We start from the raw sequence: 19,898 nt of genomic DNA on the forward strand, positions 1-19,898 counted from the left end.
TTATATAGAGAGAACCATTGGTTGGTTCATAGAGGGGTCATATTTCATGCGGAAATTGCTTGCCTATTTTCTTAGCGCTGTAATGATTAGTCTATTAATCCTTCCTGTAGAACCCGCGTCATCTAGAGGCTCAAGTTCATCTAGCTCCAGTAGTTCAGGCAGAAGCTCAGGATCGTCTAGTACCAGCTCATATTCGTCCGGCAAAAGTTCAGGATCATCGAGTACCAGTTCATATTCGTCGGGCAGAAGTTCAGGATCGTCGAGTACCAGCTCATATTCGTCGGGCAGAAGCTCGGGATCATCGAGCAGGCTCATCCTCCTCCAGCAAAAGCTCAGGCTCGTTCAGCAGAAGCTCATATTCTTCAGGAAAAAGCTCAAGCTCATCCAGCAAAAGTTCAAGCTCCACGATAAAAAGTGCAAAACCGTCAAGCGGCTTCAAATCATCCAAGCCGGTTAAAATCAAAAAGGATGATGACGATGACGACGAAGAGCAATTTGGGGAAGAAGAGGCTAGCCAAGAAGAGGAGACGAGCGAAGAAACCGCTGCGGAAGAGGAGAGAATCAAGCGGAACGAACTCTTAATACAAATCGATAGTGGTATTGGACCATACCATTTACAATCGAATCAATTTTATCATACGACCATATGGGGTGACCCAACTCATAATGGCTCTCTATACTTTACCGTACATGATAACGGACAGTTAGAAGAGGTAGATGAGAGTGAGATAAATGGGGCAACAGTATTTAACATCCCATACAATTTCGATCCAACGCCATTTGAAAAACAGTTTTATCTTCATAGCCTACCAACCAATCAAATCTATCTGACATCTTTTCAATATATGCAAATTTACTTGTTTTTACGCCCGGATGGTACCATTCAATGGCTCCCTCAATATGAAGCCTTTGAGAAAAAACTCCCCATCATAGAAGCAGAAGAGGTACTGCTGTCAGAGCAGACACTGGAAGTGCATAGCAACGAAATGGCCTTGCATAATTTCCCGAAAAACAAAGTCTATCGGAAGAATATTAATAGGATTCCCAGGTATTTTCTGTTCAATAATGAAGAAAATGTTCAATTAGTAGGAAAAAAAGAACTTAAGAACTATGAAGTTTTGGAATATGACCAAATGATTGAGCCGACTTCTTCTGATCTTATGGGAGAGATCAAAGAAAAAATCCAGGATTCAGGTGTGCCGACAGGGTACATATACCAGATGACAGTAAACAATGCCCCGCGATATTTTAACTATAATGGAAGCGGTTCGGTTGGGTTTGTAAAGAACCTGTCATCTGTTCAAGCAAATTATAAGGTTCGCGATTTTGAACAGGTTGTCCAAAAGATGCGGGAAGAAAAAAAAGAGGAAGAGAAAAGGCAATCGATCTGGAAGCTGTATTTGATTACAGCCGGAGCGATTATGCTCGGCATTTTTCCTTTATCTTATTGGTTTATGAATAGAAAAAGAAAGAAGAAGAAGCAACCTCCTAACAAGATCATTACGAAAAGTACGAGAAAGAAAAAGAATGTAAAGCCAGTAAAGCCTGAAAGAACACCGATTCAACAGCCCCTACCCAAAAAGAAAGAAATAAGAGTAGAAGAAAAAAAGAAGTATGACGGCGGACTGTTTCAGCAATTTGAAGCCGCAAACAAAAAAGAACAGCCGAAAAGCGCTGGAAGCGGGCTGTTTGATCAATTTAATTCCTCCAAATAGAGACCATTAAAAAAGCAAAGCCCGTCCTCAGCCAAGCTGGAGACGGGTTATTCATTCCATTCTATAACGTATACTCGCTTAAAATAAACTGCGGAGCTAATAAATACTCGACGGGGTATAAATCATCTCTCCTTGTTAGTAATGCCTTCACTAACCCAATTTGATACTCTGCCGTTACTTCAATGACCACGAACGCATCCTGCTTCTCATTCAGAGGATAAATCACATTGCTCGAATCAAACACTTTGTGATCCATATCCAATGTAGCCAGGTGGTAGGGTTGGCCTTTCCACTCTGTGCGATAAACCGCAAACGCTTTATTTTCTAACAAGTGAACCAGCTTGTCTTTGGATAAATTCAGTTCAATTCCTGTCATGTAGCCTTGCTCATCGAGATCGTTCTGGTACTCTTCATCGATCTCATCGCCAACCGCCTTCTTATACGTTTTCGTGGATAATCGCATGTCATGCAACAGCTTTCCCCTGTTGAAATCAACGACTAACGGGATGTGCAACGAGGAAGGATCGACATAACGGCTAATCTGGTTATCCTTCTCCTTTTGATAATCTATGATTTCCTTATCGGGTGGTTGCAAATAAATATAGCCCATGCTGCAATAACCATCGCATGTAATAATCATGAGACTGCCCTCTCTTTCTTTAAATAATTCGACGAATGGTCAGAATTTTGTGCGTATGATAGAATGGTTTACCAACAAATGTGAATCGGAGGGAGCATGTCGGATGCAGAATGATAAGCGAATCAAATTCATTAACCCTGAAACAATGCCACCCACGTTTGGCTACACCCATGCGGTGGAGGTTCGGAACGCACGTACGATTTATGTATCTGGTCAGGTCGCTCTCAACAAGGACGGCCAAGTGGTCGGCACAGGCGATTTAGCGGCACAGACAAAACAAGTCTTTGAAAATATCCGATTCGCTCTGGAAGCGGCAGGAACCAGCTTTGATCATGTAGTGAAATTGACTTTTTTCGTGACCGACATTTCCAAAATGCACATTGTCCGTGAGATTCGAGATCAGTACGTGAATACAGAAACCCCGCCAGCGAGCTCAGCAGTGGAAGTGAGCAAGCTCATCAGAGACGAGCTGTTGATTGAGATTGAGGCCATCGCCGTAGCAGATATATAGTTGTCCCATCTCCCTTCTGTTCGATTATTCATCGTTCAGGAGGGTTTTTTTATGTTCTTTTGGGAAGATTATGGAGCGAGATAAGCGGATCGGAGTTGGTTGCATGAATTATATCATCGCAGGAATAGGTTTGATTACGGTATTTTTGCTTGCTTGGCTGGCAAGTAGCGATAAAAAGCACATTCGGTATCGCCCTATCCTCATCATGATTCTGATTCAGATCGTGTTTGGCTTGCTGCTGTTGCGAACCAATATTGGACTCATTCTCATATCAGGCATTGCCAGCAGCTTTTCCGTACTCCTGGACTATGCTTACGAAGGGATCAATTTTGTTTTTGGTGGCATTGCGAATCCGGATGCGTCGCCGTTTTTCTTGCAGGTTTTGCTGCCCATTGTGTTCGTATCCGCTCTGATAGGCATTCTACAGTACACGAGAATCCTCCCTTTATTTATCCATTATGTAGGACTCGTATTGAGCAAAGTGAATGGCATGGGAAAATTGGAATCGTATAATGCGATTGCCTCGGCGATCGTCGGGCAGTCTGAAGTATTTATTACCGTGAAAAAACAGCTCGGCGCCATACCGGAAAACAGGCTGTACACACTGTGCGCCTCTGCAATGTCCACCGTGTCTATGTCGATCGTGGGTTCCTTCATGACCATGCTCAAACCGGAGTATGTAGTAGCTGCGTTGGTACTCAACCTATTTGGTGGTTTTATCATTGCTTCCATTATTACGCCGTATGAAGTGAAGCCGGAAGATGACTTGCTCGATCAAGAAAAAGAAGAGAAACAGGCTTTCTTTGAAATGCTCGGGGAGTACATTCTGGATGGATTTAAAGTAGCCGTGGTTGTTGCCGCGATGTTACTCGGATTTATTGCACTTATTGCGATGGTGAACGGGTTGTTCACTGCGGTATTCGGTATCTCGTTCCAAGCGTTGTTAGGATATGTCTTTGCTCCGCTCGCTTTTCTTATGGGGGTTCCTTGGCATGAAGCTGTACAAGCAGGAAGTATCATGGCGACTAAAATAGTGGCGAACGAGTTTGTCGCCATCCTCGACTTTACGAAGATTCAAGGTCAGTTGAGCGAAAGAACGGTGGCCATCGTGTCAGTGTTTTTGATTTCGTTTGCGAACTTTGGCTCCATCGGGACAATTGTTGGCGCGGTAAAAGGCTTGAATGAAAGGCAAGGGAATGTCGTCGCCCGGTTTGGATTGAGGCTGTTGTATGGGGCAACACTCGTCAGCATTTTGTCAGGAATTATCATCAGCATTGTGGTGTGAAGGGGGACCCTTTCGGGGGTCTTTTTTTTGTTAGGTACCGTTTCGTAACCAAATGATGGGAAGCAGCGTCTATCAATTGAGATATTCGTCTTTATTTCTCGGGTCGTATCCTTCATCAAAGGAATGGGAATCACGGTTGTTACGCTCTATGAGGACTCTCTGCTTCCGGCGCTTGGCAATCCAATCGATGATGGCTCCAATCAGCAAGAGACCTCCGAAAATAAGTACGACGAGTAACCAGAGTGGCATTCAACCAACACCTCACTTTTTACTAAAAGATACGTTATACCAGTGAAGAAGTTGCGATGAAACCATTCAAGAGGAAATGAAGGAGTGAAGTCGGATGAGAAAATGGGTGTGTATGACCGTAATGGCAGGCTTGATTGTGGGAGGCTGTTCAACTGACACGAGCGTACCAACAGATACTAAACAGCAGCCTGTAGCAGAGCAGAAGCAAGAGGCGGGAAATAGCGGTGGCGACCAAAAGCAAGAGAAGCAAACCGCTGACGTACGTCAAATTATTCTGGATGAGCAGTTTTTGAAGCTGCTCGCCAAAAACGAGATCAGTGGCTTCGATATCCACATCGGGATGAAGCGGGATGAGGTTTCTGCGCTATATGGCAAGGTAATAAAACAAGATTATTGGGATGGCGGGCGCTATGAGGTCTTTGAGAAGCTAGAAAGTGCGCTCATTTATTTTGATGGGCAAGATCGCGTATATGGGATTGATTTGGCCGGTCTTCATCTAAATGAAACGAATCTGGACACGATCCGTAAAAATCTGGGAGCGCCCGTCAGTGAAGATAAGAGCATGGCCGATGAAGATTATGTCATGTTTTTTGAAGCGGGAGATAACTCCGTATTTATTAGTGCAAAGGACGAGAAATCACCAGCAGACAAAATAAGAATCATCAATAAAAAAATGATCGAGGAATCACCGCAGAAAGAATAAAAAAAGCCAAGTCAGAAGGATCTCAAATGTGACCTTCAGGCTTGGCTTTTATATTTTTAACAATGGTATTACTCAACCGATCTTTTACCAAACAGGATAGCGTCCAACGCGAACTTGGAGCTGCCGCTGATACCAAGAGCAACCAACATCGCAAGCAAGGCCAAATCCAGCTCATAACCAGCTCCACCTTCACCGCCCAGGAAGCCGGCAGCAAGCTTGGCTTTAAAGATCGCACCAAGCATGACAACAGACAACGCACCTGCGAACACGCGAGTACCCAGACCCAGAATCAAGGCAATGCCGCCTACGACCTCCAAGAAGGCTACGAGATAAGCAATGAATGCAGGGAGTCCCATGGTCCCGAAGAAACCAGCGACATTCTCCAGCCCCATTTGGAATTTAGCCACTCCGTGAATGGCAAAAGTAAGACCAGCAATCACACGTAGAATAAGTGCGCTCCATTCAAAACGATTAGACATGTATGAATCCCTCCGAAAATTCAAATGCGTAACAAAGTTACTTTTCGTTAGTAAGTATACAATAATAATTTCTTGAGTCAAGTGATTTAACAAAATCCCAACAGTTGGCAAGTGTAATTTTCAAGGTTGATTCCCATCATTGGTTTTGATGGATGGAACAAAGAGCGTTATACTGGAAGGAGAATGAGGTGATACCTATGAAACAGTCTACCCTCTGTCCTAAGTTCGAAAAAGGTATGCAGTTGTTGGGGAAGCGATGGACAGGTCTAATCCTATACCAGTTGTTGTCGGGACCACAGCGATTCTGTGCATTGGAAGGGGCCCTGCCAGTAAGCGGAAGGCTACTTTCTGAGCGTTTGAAGGATTTGGAGAAGGAAGGACTCGTGCATCGGCAGGTGTTTACTGATTCTGCTCCTGTCCGCGTAGAGTATTCCTTAACGGAGATGGGGAAAGCTCTGACTCCGGTTCTCAAAGGAATTGAGTCTTGGTCGCAGAGCTGGATCGAGTTGAATGCAGACGAAATGGCTAACGACAGCGAAGAATAACACAGCCTATATAAAAAAGCATCAGGAGAGTACGCCTGACGCTTGCCACGATGAAAACCCCTGGAGACAGGGGTTTTTCTGTTATCCGTTAATCTTCAAGAAGGGTCTTCGCTCTTTTCTTGCAAAGACTTCCACTTCAAAAATTCAATATGGCGTTTGACCTCAACCAGGTCTTTCTCGGTCAGGCCATCGACATCCAAAAAGGTCGCCGGCGTTTCCCGGACAGAACCGCGTTGCCAAGATGGTTCTTCCGTGCGCCCGTGGAGAAAATCGGTGGATACTTCAAATAAATCTGCGACTTTGGAAATCAGATGAAAATCGACGCCCTTCTTTTCGCCTGACTCGATCCGCGAAAGTACCGTATTATGTATGCCCAGCTTTTCAGCTAATTGAAGTTGTGACCATTGTTTTTGTTCGCGCAGCCATTTTATGCGTTGACCAACTATGGACATCGTGAGACCACCTTTATCGTTTTGGCAATTCCATTCTAACAATTTTCCAAAACGGAAAAAACAAGATTGCTAATATGACAAAATCTGTATTGACTTTGCTAAAATTGAAAGGATATGATGTAACTATAAATATTTGCCATTTTTGCAAATCAGGAGGGGATAACTGGTGGAACGACTCAACCTCCCGTTTATCGCGCAACGACGTAATGAGTGCAAGCTGACCTTGCAAGAAATGGCGGAAGCACTCGGGTTTCGAAATGCTTCAACATACTTGAAGTACGAGAAGGGAGATTATGATTTCAAGGCTAATCATTTGCCGGTGTTGGCTAAAAAGCTACGATGTAACATGCTTGATCTTTTTATCAGGATAGTTTGCTGATTTAGCAAAAGGGGTGGAATGGATTGAACGCTTGGGAGGCAAATAGAAGGCAGCTGGAAATATGGAGAAAGACCGTCGCTTACGAAATTGAAATGATGGCGCCACAGAGTATGCCAGCTTGCGAGGGATTTCTCGAGCGCTTGGTCATGTTTGAAAAGGAGTTGGAAAACAACGCGCGATGCCCATATAGTACGACACATGATGGGAATGATGCCGGGTCGCGTCCGTTACCCATTCAGGAAACAGAAAAAAGCCCGGTACGGACTTCACCGTGACCGGGCATTCGATATATTTTACAGCTTGCTTATCTCTTCTTTTAGCAGCTCCGAATGGGTTCCAAAGACGACTTGCACGCTTCCTTGACCCAGTCGCATGACACCTGCTGCACCGAGGTCCTTCAAGGCTTTGTCGTTCACCTTTTTGTCGTCTTTTAAAACCAGACGCAAACGAGTGATGCAAGCGTCTACGCTAACGACGTTTTCTTTTCCACCAATGTGAGTGAGCACTTGGATCGCTTTATCCTGCATCGAATTGTTCCTTCCCGTAGCTGTAGCTGTCATTTCTTCGTCATCTTCACGCCCTGGCGTCTTGAGGTTCAGCTTTACGATCATGAAACGGAACAGGACGTAGTAGACCACGGCGAATGCCAGACCAATCGGGATGATCATCCAAGCATTCGTAGAGAGATGGAAGTTGATGCCGTAGTCGATCAGACCCGCTGAGAATCCAAAGCCGTGCTTGATGCCCAGAGAGGTCACGATATACCCGGACACACCCGTCAATATCGCGTGGACAAAATACAGGAGTGGAGCAGCGAACATAAACGCAAACTCAACTACTTCGGTAATCCCGGTCAGGAACGAAGCGAGAGCCGCACCAATAAACATAGAAGCAACTACTTTGCGCTTTTCAGGGCGCGCTGAGTGAATAATAGCGAAAGCCGCTCCAGGAAGTGCGAACATCATGATCGGATAGAAACCAGTCATAAACATTCCTGCTGATGGGTCTCCCGCAAAGAAGCGATGCAAGTCGCCGTGTACCACTTTTCCTGTCGCATCGGTAAAGTCACCGATTTGGAACCAGGCAATCGCATTGAGTACGTGGTGCAGACCAAATGGAACGAGCAATCGGTTGAAGAATCCGAACAAGAAAGAACCTGTTGCGCCGAGACCTACGATCCAAGAGCCCAATGAGTCGAGGGCAATCTGGATCGGGCCCCAAATGATCCCGAAAATCAAACCGATGACAACCATGGAAAGAGAAGTGATGATCGGGACGAAGCGTTTTCCACCGAAGAAGCCTAGCCATTCTGGCAGCTTGATCGAATGGTAGCGGTTGTAGAAAAACGCTGCAATACCACCCGCCATAATACCGCCGATGACACCCATGTTCAGTTTTAAATCGTCCGCGATGAAAGGCATGGCAGCAGGAACAGCTGCAAGTACTTTCGTTAATACGACGTAGGCAATGACAGCGGCCAAAGCAGCAACAGCATCTCCAGCCAAGCCAATGGCAACACCGACAGCAAAGATTAATGCCAGGTTGTCAAAAATGGCTGCACCGCCAGCAGCCAAAAGCGGAGCGATGTACGTGTCCATGAATGCACCGAAGGCGCCGAGATTGAGGTCCTTCTCGAATTTGAGAAGACCAAAGCTTTGCAAAATCGCTGCGGCTGGCAACGTTGCGACCGGGAGCATCAGGGCTCTTCCGATCTTTTGCAGAAAAGCGAGCATAGGATAAAACCTCCTTGGAATGGGATGAATTTATCAGGGAAGCCGCTCTCCGGATGAATGGCAAAATGATGAGGGCACAAGGAATAAGCCGGAGAGAGACCATTCTGATCGATATATTGGAAGCGCTTACACTACTCAGGCGACAAAACCTTTTATAAGGCTTTGTCTTTCAGATATTGAACGACCTCGTCTACAGTAGAGAGTGTAAGAACGTGCTCAGCCAATTGCTTCGCTTCCTCTACGCTGGTGGAGCGGATACGTTCTTTGACTTTTGGCATGACCGAAGCGGCACCGCTGAACTCATCGAGCCCCAATCCGAGCAAGAGCTTGGTAGCCAACGGATCTCCCGCCATTTCCCCACACAGCCCAGTCCAAATGCCCGCCCGATGGGAAGCTTCGATGACTTGGGAAATCAATCGTAAAACAGCTGGATGGTAGTAGCTGTACAGCTCGGCGATATTGGCATTCATCCGGTCTACTGCCAGGGTATATTGAACGAGATCATTCGTGCCGATGCTGAAAAAGTCTACCTCTTTCGCAAACGCATCTGCTTGCAGGCAAGCACCCGGAATCTCCATCATCATGCCTACTGCGATCTTCTCGTCAAAAGCGATCCCTTCTGCCCGCAGCTCTGCTTTTGCTTGCTCCAGCAATCGTTTGGCTTCACGCAGCTGCTCCAAATGGGAAATCATCGGGAACATGATCAGCAGGCGGCCAAATGCGCTGGCACGCAAGAGAGCGCGTAATTGCACCAGGAACAATTCCGGTCTGGCTAACGAGATGCGCATGGCACGGAAACCAAGGAACGGGTTTTCCTCCTGTGGAAGCGCGAGGGCTGGCAAATGCTTGTCGCCGCCAACATCCAAGGTGCGAATGATGACCGGCTTGTCGCCAAAAGCAGCGGCTACGTGCTTGTATGCAGCAAATTGTTCGGCCTCATCGGGAAGAGTGCTGCGATCCATGAACAAAAACTCGGAGCGGAACAACCCGATTCCTTCTACACCAGATGCGATCAGTGCATCAGATTCTTCTGGCACAGCCATGTTTGCCATCAGGTGAACGAGGTGACCATCTGTTGTTTCGGCAGGTAGATCTTTAATGGCTTCGTACCATTGGCGTTCCTTTGCTTCCTGTGCGGCTTTTTCCTGATAGGCAGCCAGTGTATCCGCATCAGGCGAAACAATGAGCTGTCCAGAGGTTCCATCGATGATCAGCAAACTTCCGGAGTCTACTTTTTCCATCAAGGTATCGCCTGCACCCATGACAGCGGGAATTCCGAGAGAGCGTGCCAATATGGCTGCATGAGAGGTAGCGCCGCCTTTTGCCGTGACAATTCCCCGTACATGCTGGAGTGGGAGCTGAAGCGTCTCGGATGGGGTGACGTCCCAAGCAACCAGGATAAAAGGCTCTTCCGGGTAGGAGATGACGGTGTCACCGCCCGAAATATTTCGAATCAGACGGCGGCTCACATCACGAATATCATCCGCGCGCTCTTTCATGTAGGCATCGTTCATACTCTCAAAGAGAGCAATGAACTGATCGGCTACTTGCGAGACGGCAGCAGATGCCGCCAGTTGTTGATTTTCAATGAGCGCACTCATCTCCCCCACAAATGCCGGGTCATCCAAAAAGGCGATATGAGCAGAGAGGATGGCCGCTTTTTCCGAGCCCAGTTGTTCCTCTGTCTGTTCTTTTAGCTTTTCCAGTTGTTCGCGAGCTTGCTCTACGCTCTTGCTAAGTAGTCCAAGCTCCTGAGTCGTATCCACTGGAGTCGTATCCACTGGAGTGGTGGACTCTGCCTGCGTGATGGCTGTTTCGTGTGTGAGGCGTAAAACAGGGGCAATCGAAATGCCAGCGGAAACCGGGATTCCTTTTAACATACATCCTTCACCTTCCTGTCCGTCGTTTACACTATATGTTTGACGAGGATTGCTCCAACAGCTGCTGAATCGCAGTGGCTACGTTTTGTTCATCCGCTCCGTCGATCCGAACGGTCAGGGTGTCGCCTTGGGAGACACCCAACGTCATGATGCCGAGAATGCTTTTGCCATCTGCGTGTTTTGTCCCTTTGCTCAGGGTAATCTTTGACTGAGATTGCGACGAACAATTCACGAGTAGAGCTGCTGGTCTCGCGTGGAGCCCACCCTCTACATTGACGGTTACTTCAAATTGAACCATGTTGTACCTCCTTCAACCATGCGCTTCGCTTATTTTAAGACGACAGTCATCAGTGGCTCTTGGCCTGCTTGCACAGTTGCTTTTGCCACCACATTTTTTTCAGCAACCCGATCACCGTTCGTAATAACGATTGGTGTTACGATCGGACAGCCCGCTTCTTCCAGTACACTCTTGTCGAATTGGATGAGCTTGTCGCCAGCTTTGACTTGATCGCCAACGGAGACAAATGGGGTAAAGCCTTTTCCGTTTAATTTCACGGTATCAATACCGATATGCATCAATATCTCGAGACCGCTTTCAGTCGACAGCCCAATAGCATGGTGGGTAGGGAAAAGATGCGTTACCTTTCCATCGACAGGGGAGACGAGAGTGTCTGCACTTGGCAAAATCGCTACACCATCACCGACGACTTTGCCTGCGAATACAGGATCAGGAACTTCAGACAGGGGTAGTACGGTACCTGTTAATGGTGCAAGAAAGGTTACCTCTTGTTGTTTTTTCCGGGAAAAAAGACTGCGTAGCATAGTATCCTCCTTTTGCGTCTGAACCAAAAAAGGCATGAGACGGTTGAATTCATACGACGACATACTTACTATGTCCGTATGATCTCACCGCTCATGCCTAGTCGAGCTAGTAACACGCAGGATTATGATTTAATTTTGTTGTAATAAGCGATAAAGGTGCAGAGCCATGTAACCAACCTCGTCTTCTGGTACAGCAATCTCGAGACGGGTGGAGATGTATTGAGCCAGCTCTGTTGCCAATTGATAGGCTTCTGGCATGGTGGTTTTGACTCGGTCCAGAAGCGGGTTCTTGATGAATTTTTGCTGACGGATGCGCTCAACGGCAAAGCGCAAATGGGTAATGAGACGAACGTAATCAATGGTACTGCGTTCAATCGTAATGGCTGTTCGCTCTTCAATCAGGCTTACCAAGTCTGTGATGATGTTGGTGAATTGGACAGCCTTTTTTACTGGGACGTAGCTGATCGCGGAGTGAATGTGCAAGGCCAGAAATCCGATTTCACTATCTGGAATGTCCAGGTCGAATGCGTTTTTGATCATATCCGCTGCCCGATTCGCCAGTGCGTACTCTTTCGTGTACAGCGTCTGGATTTCGAACAAAAACGGATTCACGATCTCCATGCCGTTATTGAGCCGATAGATCGCAAACTGGATATGGTCAGGCAATGCAACATGGACGTGTTCGTTCAATTCTGGCGTAATTTCACTCGCAATGAGAGCGATAATTTCTTCCGCAATTCCTACGACAGCAGGATCTACTTGGCTCAAGATGTTCTGATACTGCTTCTGATGATTTTCATTTTCGAGCATGAAGCGCTTTTCCACACGCGAATCTTGGGCGGGGATGGCATTCCCGGGTTTTGCGCCAAATCCGATTCCTTTTCCGAACAGGACAATTTCTTGTCCGGATCCGGGTTCTTCTACGAGTACGACGTTATGGTTCAACACACGCGTAATTGCGTACGTTTTTTCCTTTTCACGGGACAATCCATTCCACCACCTTTTGATAGACAAAAAACGGTCCATGACCGTATTTGCTTACCGCAAGCGGTCACATCCAATTTAATGAAAAACGCCGATGAACCATGACGTTAATCAGAAAAAAGAGCCGAAAAAACCTTTTTAACAAGAAAAAGATCTTCTCGGCTCATGCCTGCATTACCAGTAACACGCCTTGTGAAAACGCTTCAATTAAAGCTTATAATAGCTCACGTCTCGTACATTGTCAATCACCCTATTAACCGGCAAAACACAGTAGGCAGGAGAAGCAGGAGCCTGTCCCGAATTGTTTGAACCAACAAAAATAGGGGCAAAACAAAGCCAAGCGGACGCCTCATTAGCAATCCGCCCGCTTTGTTACTTGGTGTACTTGTCGGCAATCGTAGATGCACAGAAGGAGTTCGGTTTGATCTCGGCACGAAAGTGATTGGTTTCTGCTAAGCTCAACAAAGACTGGATAAACTTACGGGTAGGACCATTCGTGCCGATATCAAAATGCAGGCGGATGGGAGTATCTAAGTGGCGGTCCCGCAAATATTGGCGTACTTCTGTGGCAAGTCCGACTGCGTACATCGCTTCCTGGAATATACGCTGTTGCAAGGATGAGTACCGGCGTTCTTGAAATTTGTGATAAAAGAAGGTTCCCCCATGGCCGGGACGAATCACTGTGATAACTAGGGCAAAAAAAGTCCCGCGGCTTTTTAATTGAGAGTCGGCCCCCACAATAATTTCAAATGGACCACCTATGGATGAGATGGTATGTTCGATGTGGGAAAACACTTCTTCTTTTGCCAGTAGACCTCTAGTCGGACTGTGAAAGCGATCAAATAACGTATTTGCAGAGGTTAAGCCCACTCACATCCCTCCAGAAAGAGGCTAACAATGATTTGCATACTTCTTATCCCTTACATCATTAATGTATGTAATCTCTCAGATAGTATGTGAACGGGTTAGGACAAAAACTTCTTGAATCAACTTTTTTGGGGAACGTGGTCCGTTTGTTCGGGACGAAAGACTGTTTTTGAAGGAGCTTTAGGAAACGTGATACAAGCAAATGAACATGATTATTATATGAAACAAGCCATGGAAGAGGCCCAGAAAGCCGCTGCGATTGGCGAGGTTCCGATCGGTGCGGTCATCGTGCGCGACGGGGAAATCGTTGGTCGCGGCTACAACTTGCGGGAAACACAAAAAGACCCTACCTTGCACGCGGAATTGATCGCGATACGGGAAGCAAGTGAACGCTTGGGTGGATGGCGCTTGATCGGATGTACGCTGTACGTGACGTTGGAGCCGTGTCCCATGTGTGCAGGTGCAATCGTTCAAAGCCGCATCGAACAGGTCGTGTATGGCGCTCGCGATCCAAAGGCGGGCTGTGCCGGGACATTAATGAACCTGCTCGCGGAACCGCGCTTCAATCACCAGGTGCCAGTCATAGAGGGGGTTCTTGCAGAGGAATGCGGGAAGATGCTCAAGGACTTCTTTCGTGGATTGCGAAAAAAAAGACAGCCGGTACAGGAATGACCCGGCTGTCTGGACAAACCGCCTGCATGCAGGCGGTTTTTATTTGTTTACGTTTTGCAGCATATTCAGTTCTTCTTCGGTCAGTTCGCGATACTCACCAGGGGCGAGTGACGGGTCAAGGTGAAGCGGGCCCATACGAATCCGTTGCAGATAGGTGACCTGCAAGTCGAAAGCAGCAAACATCCGCTTTACCTGATGGAACTTTCCCTCCATGATGGTGACGCGAATCTCTGATATTTCTCCCGAAGAGATAATCTCCAGCTTGGCTGGCAGTGTAGTAAAGTCCTCCAATTCCACGCCTTTGGCAAACTCCTGTACATGGTGCTCAGTGACCCGGCCATCGATGCGGGCAAAGTACTCCTTGTCCACTTTCTTTTTCGGGGACAAGAGGCTATGGGAGAGCTGACCGTCATTGGTCAAGAGCAAGAGACCCTCTGTATCAATATCCAGTCGGCCTACCGGATGCACTTTGATTGCCCATTCGTACGGGAGCAAGTCCACTACGGTTTCATGGACATTGTCCTCTGTAGCAGAAACCACTCCAGGCGGCTTGTTCAGCAAAACGTATACCCAGCGCTTAAAGTTAAGCGGTTCTCCATCCACAAGGATTTCCTGTTCCTCGGGAATAACGTGCATCCCCGGGTCTGTTGCGACAACGCCGTCTACGACGATCAGTCGCTGCTTTACTAATGCTTTCACTTCCTTGCGCGTGCCGATTGCCATATTGGCCAGCACCTTGTCCAAACGTTCACGTTTCATATATGTTCCTCACTTTTCTTCTGATCGGATACCAATCGGGTGTGCTGTTATTAGTTTGGCCTAATGAGTCGCGCAAATCAAGGGGCATGCAGAGGAATGAGTCTTGCATTTTTGACTGTATTTTGCTATAGTAGATAATGTTTCTGACAAACTAAATATGGAGAGATACCCAAGTGGTCATAAGGGGACGCACTCGAAATGCGTTAGGCGTCGTGAGGCGTGCGTGGGTTCGAATCCCACTCTCTCCGCTTAGATTTTTCGGATCGAAGAGAATGAAGCATAAGTTTGCCGCTATGGTGAGCTTATGCTTTATTTTTGTAGAAAACGGGAGTTCCAGCTAGAAGCTTTTGATAAAATTTTTCTGATCCTTTGTAAATAAATAGCCACGTCGTTCATAGAACCTGTGAGCATGTATGCGAATTGGGTGGGATAACAGCTTTATCCCGGAAAATCCATTGTTCTTTCCCCACTGTTCCAGCTGTTCAATCAACATATTACCTACACCTTGATTTCTATACGTTTCCTTCACAACAAATCCCAGGACGTTTACGAGAGAGTCGGAAAAAAGCAATTCATAAGGGCTTCCATGAATATATCCGATGACTTCGTTATTTTGCTCACAAACAAAGATCATATCATTTGTTTTCTTTGTGATGATTTCGATTTTCTCTTTTACCTGATCTTCGGTAAATACATGCAGATTCGGGTTAAATTCTAGGTTTAACAAATAAATATCACGATAATCCGCGACCCTAATTTCTCTCACACTTTTTTCTCCCATATTTGAACGCCTCAATTCGTTGTATGGTGCTGTCCTCCTAGGTAATGGCTCAGGTGGGACAGCATTTTCTTTTTTCTATCACAAAAACTGTAAGCAAATTTCATTTTCGCGTCTAATAAGATACAAACTTCATAAAGGAGCGTACGAATGGATTCCGATGACCGAATAGAGCGATGGTTCCAGCAATACGGCCATGATATTTACAATTACCTCGCGTATTTTACCGGACGTAGAGATGTGGAAGATTTAGTCCAGGAAGTTTTTACGAAGGCGCTAAGAGCCTTATCAAGCTATGAAGGCAGAGCACAGCCCAAGACATGGCTTCTGACCATCGCGCGCCATGCAGCGATTGATTATAGGCGAAAGCAAAAAATGATGGATTGGTTCCCCGAAAACGTCCTTCGACTTCTTACTTCCAAAGAGCGTACACCTGAGAAGGCATTGGTGTTAAAGGAACAATTGCAAGAAGTTTATGAAGCGATGAATCACCTGAAAAGCACATATCGAGAAGTTCTGATCCTGCGGTTGATCGAGGGAGTATCTACAGTAGAGACAGCAGAAATCTTGGGCTGGAGTGAAGCAAAAGTCAGCACGACGCTCCATCGAGCCATCAAGGAATTGCAAAAACAAATGGGCAATAGCGGCAGGGAGGTCCATCTACATGACGCCATCTTTTGAAGAAAAAGAGATAAGCACAATGCTTCAATCATTTCCGTCGCTTCAGATGGACGAGGACAAACGACGTGAAATCGCGAGTCATATCCGTCGAGAAAGGGAGCTGCTCGTACAAATGAAAAGGCGAAAAAAGTATGCCAAGGTCATCGGGGGCGTAGCTGCTTCATTTGCTTTATTGTTTATTGCTTATCAGTGGATGCCTCCCGAGGTTACCCCTTCCGTACCAAGCGCACAACAGATGAATACAGGGGAGAGTCAAAAGGCAAAAGCCGCGGAAACTTCATCCCAAGCCGATATGGTTCTGACCCTCGATTCACAAATTCAGGAGTATGTAGAAGAAGCGATACATAAGACCGACAAAGCCTATCAGCCCGAGAACATGACGGTAATCGTTACCGATCCAAATACTGGAGAAATTCTTGGGATGGGGAATCTGAAAAAACAGGATGCCAATGACCGGGTTCCAGACATAGTAAAAGCGAAACCAGATCCTGTGGCCGCATTTCCGATCGTGACGTTGGCGGCTGCTATTGAAGAGGGGAAGTATGATGACAACGAAACTTATAAGTCCGGAACCTACGAGATTACCCCGGGCAAGTTTATAAAAGACCACAATAATGGTACAGGCTGGGGACAGATTACGTATTTAGAAGGTATCCAACGTTCTTCGCATGTCGCTTTTGCCAAGCTCAGTGAACAGATACCCAATGATTCGTTGCAGCAATATTTTAAACGGTTCGGTTTTGGAGTGAAAACTGGTACCGAACAAATCAATGAACAGCCTGGAAAGATACCAAACATGGATACTCCCTATGATAAGGCAATGGCAGCTTATGGACTTGGGGGTTCTGCCTCTGCCATTCAACAAGTAGCTGCTGTCGGGGCCATCGCCAACGGGGGTGAATTGATGAAACCCCATGTCACGAGGGAGGCAAGGAATCACATTGACAAAGGGCGTCGAGTCATATCAGAAGAAACAGCCAAACAGGTTCGAGAAATTTTAGAGGTGTTAGTAAAAAACAAACCTGGCTCAGATACAGCCTTTTCCATAAAAGAACATACAGTCGCTGGGCGCACAGGAATCGTAGAGAAACGCGACCAGAAAGGAAACTTCATCGAAGGAAAATATACGTATTCCTTTATCGGATTTGCACCAAGTGATGATCCAAAGCTATTGGTTTACATAGCTGTTGATGACCCGAACACAGACCTCTGGGTAAAATTATGGGGACAAGAAATTGTTGCTCCTCCTTTCAAAGAGATCATGGAAAACAGTTTGCAGTATCTCCAGCAACGATGATCAAGCCATCCATCAAAAAAGGAAGCATGGCGGCATACCCCCAAAGGTATCCGTATGCTTCCTCTTTTTGTTTTCCCCATTCTACTTCCTGCAAAAATAAGGCCCACACCACTGGGTTTCATGGGTCTTCACATACGTCCACGTAAAATCCTTATCTACTACATACACATCGTATTCTTTTTCCAAGTCCGCGACAGAAAACTTTGCAGCATTTTCCAAGATCAACACTTCGTTTTCAAGCTGGTAAAACACATAGTACGACTCATGGGCAACTTGCTGAAAGGCTTCATCCGCTTCCTCGCGTTCAAGACAATCCCTCAGCTTATTGCTGAATAAATGCCACAGATACCCCTGGTAGCCATCTTTATTTTTGAGAAAAATCCTGTCTTTATTTTCTTCGGTCAGATGGCTCGCAAAATGCTTCTCCCATTCTTCCCGTAAGTATGGTCCCCAAATAGACAGCTCTGTTGTCTTCGTGTTCTTTTCCTTCATCCGGTCAGCTAGTTTCATTGGGCGCCTCCATTTTGGTACAAGATCATTTCTTAGAAAATACGTTTGAAAGAGTGAGTCGGTCACGTCTCGCCTATTGACAAAGAAAAATTGGGCGCATATTATAATACCCATAAGGGTATAGGTATAAAGTTGATCAATCACATTTTCATTCAAAAACCTAGGAGGAGACAACATGTCTGCACAATCGAATTTTTCCGCTGATAAAACATTAGATTGCAAGGGCTTGGCATGTCCCATGCCTGTCGTACGCACAAAAAAAGCGATGGAAGAAATGTTACCGGGTCAAGTGATGGAGGTACAAGCGACGGATAAAGGGTCATTGGCTGACCTGAAGAGCTGGGCAAATAATACGGGACATGAATTTTTGGGAACGATTCAGGAGGGGGAAGTATGGAAGCATTTCCTGCGAAAAGCGAGTACCCATGAGGTGAAGGAGGAGACGAACTTCTTGCGGACCATTTCTAATGAAGAACTGCAAAAAAAGCTGGAAGCCAATGAGAAGCTAACGCTCATCGATGTGCGAGAACCGGCGGAATACGCTTTTCATCGCATTCCTATAGCTATTTCAATACCCCTGGGAGTATTAGAGCAGCGCTTGGATGAGCTACAGCCCGATGACGACATCTATATCATCTGCCGATCTGGCAAACGCAGCGACATGGCTTGTCAGTTGCTGGCCGAAAAAGGTTTTACCAAAATCACCAATGTAGTACCGGGTATGTCCGGCTGGAATGGCCCGGCAGAAAAACAGTAAGGGGGAGAAAAAGATGATGGAACAACAAACAAGCGTGAAGGCAATGACAGCACACGAGCTAACGCAGCTTCTTTTTGCACAGGAGGAATTGTTTATTCTCGACGTTCGCAATACGAGCGATTATGAGGCTTGGCAAATCGAAGGGCATCGTGTAGTGAGCATGAACATCCCTTACTTTGATTTGCTGGATGGGGTGGAGGCTGTTCTTGAGAAAATCCCTGTGAAACAGAAGCTGTTGGTCGTCTGTGCAAAAGAGGGCTCGTCCATTTTTGTCGCAGAGATGCTGGCAGAAGCGGGCTTTACGGATGTTTCTTACCTGCAAGGAGGCATGAAGGTGTGGAGTGAGCATCTGGAGCCAGTGAAGGTGGGAGACCTCCGTGATGGCGGTGCGATTTATCAGTTTGTCCGCATTGGAAAAGGCTGCTTGTCTTACATGATCGTATCAGGAGGGGAGGCGGCTGTCGTCGATACATTGCGGATGACGGATGTGTACGAAGCTTTTGCAGCCAAGCATCAATGGACGATCAAGCACACCATCGATACTCATCTGCATGCCGACCATATTTCCGGTGGAAAGAAGCTGGCAGATCGGCTCGATGCATCGTATTGGCTTCCAGAAAAGGATGCGGAAGAGGTTACGTATTCCTATCGTAAGCTAGAGGAAGGGCAGGAAATTCAGGTGGGCGCAACCAAAATTGTGATTCTGCCGATCTATTCCCCCGGACATACCATCGGGAGTACGTCACTGATTGTCGATGATACGTATTTTCTCACGGGAGACAGTCTGTTCGTAGCTTCGATCGGACGCCCGGATTTGGCTGGGAAAGCAGAAGATTGGGTGGGAGACCTGCACAACACCTTGTATAATCGATATAAAGAGCTTCCCGAGCATTTAGTCGTGTTGCCTGCTCATTTTGGCAGCTACACGGAGCTTGGTCCAATGGGTGCCGTATCTGCTCGTTTGGGTGACTTGTATCGCAATAATCCAGGGTTAACGATTGCGGATGAAAGTGAATTCCGGCATATCGTAACGCATCATTTGCCGCCGCAGCCGAATGCGTATCAAGAGATTCGTCAAGTGAACATGGGGAAATTAAAACCGAGCGAAGAGGAACAACAAGAGATGGAAGTAGGGCCAAATCGCTGCGCCGTTCACGATAAATAACCAAAAGGTAGTTCAAAAAATCGTCTTTTGATCAC

At 46.5% G+C, this 19,898-nt stretch carries 27 protein-coding genes and 1 tRNA gene; 13 read left to right on the top strand and 15 right to left on the bottom strand.

The features are described 5' to 3' along the window. Positions 1-63: 63 nt before the first annotated feature. Positions 64-315: a hypothetical protein gene (locus FB479_RS30670; protein ID WP_185746433.1), complete on the bottom strand. Its 252-nt coding sequence runs from the start codon at positions 313-315 to the stop codon at positions 64-66. Further along, positions 299-565 (bottom strand): hypothetical protein, encoded by a 267-nt coding sequence (locus tag FB479_RS27825; protein ID WP_142067434.1) that lies wholly within the window; start codon positions 563-565, stop codon positions 299-301. The genes FB479_RS30670 and FB479_RS27825 overlap by 17 nt, the downstream gene beginning before the upstream one ends. A 280-nt stretch (positions 566-845) precedes the next feature. On the opposite strand from FB479_RS27825, the gene FB479_RS27830 reads away from it, so the two are divergent. Beyond that, the gene (locus FB479_RS27830; protein ID WP_255438749.1) at positions 846-1,715 is read left to right on the top strand and encodes a hypothetical protein; all 870 of its coding nucleotides are present in this window, start codon (positions 846-848) and stop codon (positions 1,713-1,715) included. A gap of 61 nt (positions 1,716-1,776) precedes the next feature. Here FB479_RS27830 and FB479_RS27835 read toward each other — a convergent pair whose 3' ends face one another. Beyond that, entirely contained in the window at positions 1,777-2,355 is a 579-nt protein-coding gene (locus FB479_RS27835) for a hypothetical protein (protein ID WP_106656983.1), read from the bottom strand. Positions 2,356-2,458: 103 nt separating this feature from the next. On the opposite strand from FB479_RS27835, the gene FB479_RS27840 reads away from it, so the two are divergent. Together FB479_RS27840 and FB479_RS27845 are read left to right on the top strand one after the other, a co-directional pair. Beyond that, positions 2,459-2,866, top strand: a complete 408-nt coding sequence (locus FB479_RS27840; protein WP_142067436.1) for a RidA family protein — start codon at positions 2,459-2,461, stop codon at positions 2,864-2,866. 103 nt (positions 2,867-2,969) lie between these two features. After that, on the top strand, positions 2,970-4,151 hold the full coding sequence (locus FB479_RS27845) for a NupC/NupG family nucleoside CNT transporter (protein ID WP_142067437.1): 1,182 nt from the start codon (positions 2,970-2,972) through the stop codon (positions 4,149-4,151). 72 nt (positions 4,152-4,223) lie between these two features. On the opposite strand, the gene FB479_RS30675 is transcribed toward FB479_RS27845, so the two are convergent. Then, complete coding sequence (locus FB479_RS30675; RefSeq protein WP_007719793.1) at positions 4,224-4,400, bottom strand: hypothetical protein; 177 nt, start codon at positions 4,398-4,400, stop codon at positions 4,224-4,226. A gap of 94 nt (positions 4,401-4,494) precedes the next feature. Between FB479_RS30675 and FB479_RS27850 the strand changes: the two genes are divergently transcribed. After that, positions 4,495-5,103, top strand: coding sequence for a hypothetical protein (locus FB479_RS27850; protein ID WP_164724415.1), 609 nt, complete (start codon positions 4,495-4,497; stop codon positions 5,101-5,103). A gap of 68 nt (positions 5,104-5,171) precedes the next feature. On the opposite strand, the gene FB479_RS27855 is transcribed toward FB479_RS27850, so the two are convergent. Further along, positions 5,172-5,582, bottom strand: coding sequence for a DoxX family protein (locus FB479_RS27855; protein ID WP_056496063.1), 411 nt, complete (start codon positions 5,580-5,582; stop codon positions 5,172-5,174). Positions 5,583-5,779: 197 nt separating this feature from the next. Here FB479_RS27855 and FB479_RS27860 point away from each other — a divergent pair, with 197 nt between their 5' ends. Further along, the gene (locus tag FB479_RS27860) at positions 5,780-6,127 is read left to right on the top strand and encodes a winged helix-turn-helix transcriptional regulator (protein WP_106656985.1); all 348 of its coding nucleotides are present in this window, start codon (positions 5,780-5,782) and stop codon (positions 6,125-6,127) included. Positions 6,128-6,222: 95 nt separating this feature from the next. On the opposite strand, the gene FB479_RS27865 is transcribed toward FB479_RS27860, so the two are convergent. Continuing rightward, positions 6,223-6,579, bottom strand: a complete 357-nt coding sequence (locus FB479_RS27865) for a helix-turn-helix domain-containing protein (RefSeq protein WP_255438753.1) — start codon at positions 6,577-6,579, stop codon at positions 6,223-6,225. A 166-nt stretch (positions 6,580-6,745) separates the two neighbouring features. On the opposite strand from FB479_RS27865, the gene FB479_RS27870 reads away from it, so the two are divergent. Together FB479_RS27870 and FB479_RS27875 are read left to right on the top strand one after the other, a co-directional pair. Continuing rightward, a complete protein-coding gene (locus FB479_RS27870; RefSeq protein WP_142067439.1) occupies positions 6,746-6,958 on the top strand; it encodes a helix-turn-helix domain-containing protein in 213 nt (70 codons plus the stop codon). 23 nt (positions 6,959-6,981) lie between these two features. Further along, entirely contained in the window at positions 6,982-7,233 is a 252-nt protein-coding gene (locus FB479_RS27875) for a hypothetical protein (RefSeq protein WP_047074384.1), read from the top strand. Positions 7,234-7,251: 18 nt separating this feature from the next. On the opposite strand, the gene nagE is transcribed toward FB479_RS27875, so the two are convergent. The 6 genes from nagE to FB479_RS27905 form a co-directional block, all read right to left on the bottom strand. Next, positions 7,252-8,691, bottom strand: coding sequence for an N-acetylglucosamine-specific PTS transporter subunit IIBC (gene nagE, locus FB479_RS27880; RefSeq protein ID WP_142067440.1), 1,440 nt, complete (start codon positions 8,689-8,691; stop codon positions 7,252-7,254). A 152-nt stretch (positions 8,692-8,843) separates the two neighbouring features. After that, positions 8,844-10,571 carry a phosphoenolpyruvate--protein phosphotransferase gene (gene ptsP, locus FB479_RS27885; RefSeq protein ID WP_142067441.1) on the bottom strand — a complete coding sequence of 576 codons (1,728 nt, stop codon included), beginning with the start codon at positions 10,569-10,571 and terminating at the stop codon, positions 8,844-8,846. Between the two features lie 31 nt (positions 10,572-10,602). Further along, the gene (locus tag FB479_RS27890) at positions 10,603-10,869 is read right to left on the bottom strand and encodes an HPr family phosphocarrier protein (protein ID WP_142067442.1); all 267 of its coding nucleotides are present in this window, start codon (positions 10,867-10,869) and stop codon (positions 10,603-10,605) included. 29 nt (positions 10,870-10,898) lie between these two features. Then, complete coding sequence (locus tag FB479_RS27895; RefSeq protein WP_142067443.1) at positions 10,899-11,393, bottom strand: PTS sugar transporter subunit IIA; 495 nt, start codon at positions 11,391-11,393, stop codon at positions 10,899-10,901. Between the two features lie 129 nt (positions 11,394-11,522). After that, positions 11,523-12,380 carry a glucose PTS transporter transcription antiterminator GlcT gene (glcT, locus tag FB479_RS27900; RefSeq protein ID WP_142067444.1) on the bottom strand — a complete coding sequence of 286 codons (858 nt, stop codon included), beginning with the start codon at positions 12,378-12,380 and terminating at the stop codon, positions 11,523-11,525. Positions 12,381-12,749: 369 nt separating this feature from the next. Continuing rightward, positions 12,750-13,247, bottom strand: a complete 498-nt coding sequence (locus FB479_RS27905) for a ribonuclease H-like YkuK family protein (RefSeq protein WP_012683824.1) — start codon at positions 13,245-13,247, stop codon at positions 12,750-12,752. 186 nt (positions 13,248-13,433) lie between these two features. On the opposite strand from FB479_RS27905, the gene tadA reads away from it, so the two are divergent. After that, positions 13,434-13,916 (top strand): tRNA adenosine(34) deaminase TadA, encoded by a 483-nt coding sequence (gene tadA / locus FB479_RS27910; RefSeq protein ID WP_142067445.1) that lies wholly within the window; start codon positions 13,434-13,436, stop codon positions 13,914-13,916. A 39-nt stretch (positions 13,917-13,955) separates the two neighbouring features. On the opposite strand, the gene FB479_RS27915 is transcribed toward tadA, so the two are convergent. Further along, a complete protein-coding gene (locus FB479_RS27915) occupies positions 13,956-14,675 on the bottom strand; it encodes a pseudouridine synthase (RefSeq protein WP_142067446.1) in 720 nt (239 codons plus the stop codon). Between the two features lie 159 nt (positions 14,676-14,834). On the opposite strand from FB479_RS27915, the gene FB479_RS27920 reads away from it, so the two are divergent. After that, a tRNA-Ser gene (locus tag FB479_RS27920) sits at positions 14,835-14,923 on the top strand. Positions 14,924-15,012: 89 nt separating this feature from the next. On the opposite strand, the gene FB479_RS27925 is transcribed toward FB479_RS27920, so the two are convergent. Continuing rightward, positions 15,013-15,456 carry a GNAT family N-acetyltransferase gene (locus tag FB479_RS27925; RefSeq protein ID WP_142067447.1) on the bottom strand — a complete coding sequence of 148 codons (444 nt, stop codon included), beginning with the start codon at positions 15,454-15,456 and terminating at the stop codon, positions 15,013-15,015. A 147-nt stretch (positions 15,457-15,603) separates the two neighbouring features. On the opposite strand from FB479_RS27925, the gene FB479_RS27930 reads away from it, so the two are divergent. Both FB479_RS27930 and FB479_RS27935 read left to right on the top strand, forming a co-directional pair. Further along, positions 15,604-16,134, top strand: a complete 531-nt coding sequence (locus FB479_RS27930; protein ID WP_142067448.1) for an RNA polymerase sigma factor — start codon at positions 15,604-15,606, stop codon at positions 16,132-16,134. Next, positions 16,118-17,431 (top strand): peptidoglycan D,D-transpeptidase FtsI family protein, encoded by a 1,314-nt coding sequence (locus tag FB479_RS27935; protein WP_142067449.1) that lies wholly within the window; start codon positions 16,118-16,120, stop codon positions 17,429-17,431. Before FB479_RS27930 ends, FB479_RS27935 begins: the two co-directional genes overlap by 17 nt. Before the next feature lie 81 nt (positions 17,432-17,512). On the opposite strand, the gene FB479_RS27940 is transcribed toward FB479_RS27935, so the two are convergent. Further along, positions 17,513-17,941, bottom strand: a complete 429-nt coding sequence (locus FB479_RS27940) for a DUF4275 family protein (RefSeq protein WP_142067450.1) — start codon at positions 17,939-17,941, stop codon at positions 17,513-17,515. Between the two features lie 175 nt (positions 17,942-18,116). Here FB479_RS27940 and FB479_RS27945 point away from each other — a divergent pair, with 175 nt between their 5' ends. Beyond that, positions 18,117-18,698: a sulfurtransferase TusA family protein gene (locus FB479_RS27945; RefSeq protein WP_142067451.1), complete on the top strand. Its 582-nt coding sequence runs from the start codon at positions 18,117-18,119 to the stop codon at positions 18,696-18,698. Between the two features lie 13 nt (positions 18,699-18,711). After that, the gene (locus FB479_RS27950) at positions 18,712-19,863 is read left to right on the top strand and encodes an MBL fold metallo-hydrolase (RefSeq protein ID WP_142067452.1); all 1,152 of its coding nucleotides are present in this window, start codon (positions 18,712-18,714) and stop codon (positions 19,861-19,863) included. Positions 19,864-19,898: the final 35 nt, after the last annotated feature.

It is taken from the genome of Brevibacillus sp. AG162, assembly GCF_006715575.1.
GTDB lineage: Bacteria > Bacillota > Bacilli > Brevibacillales > Brevibacillaceae > Brevibacillus > Brevibacillus brevis.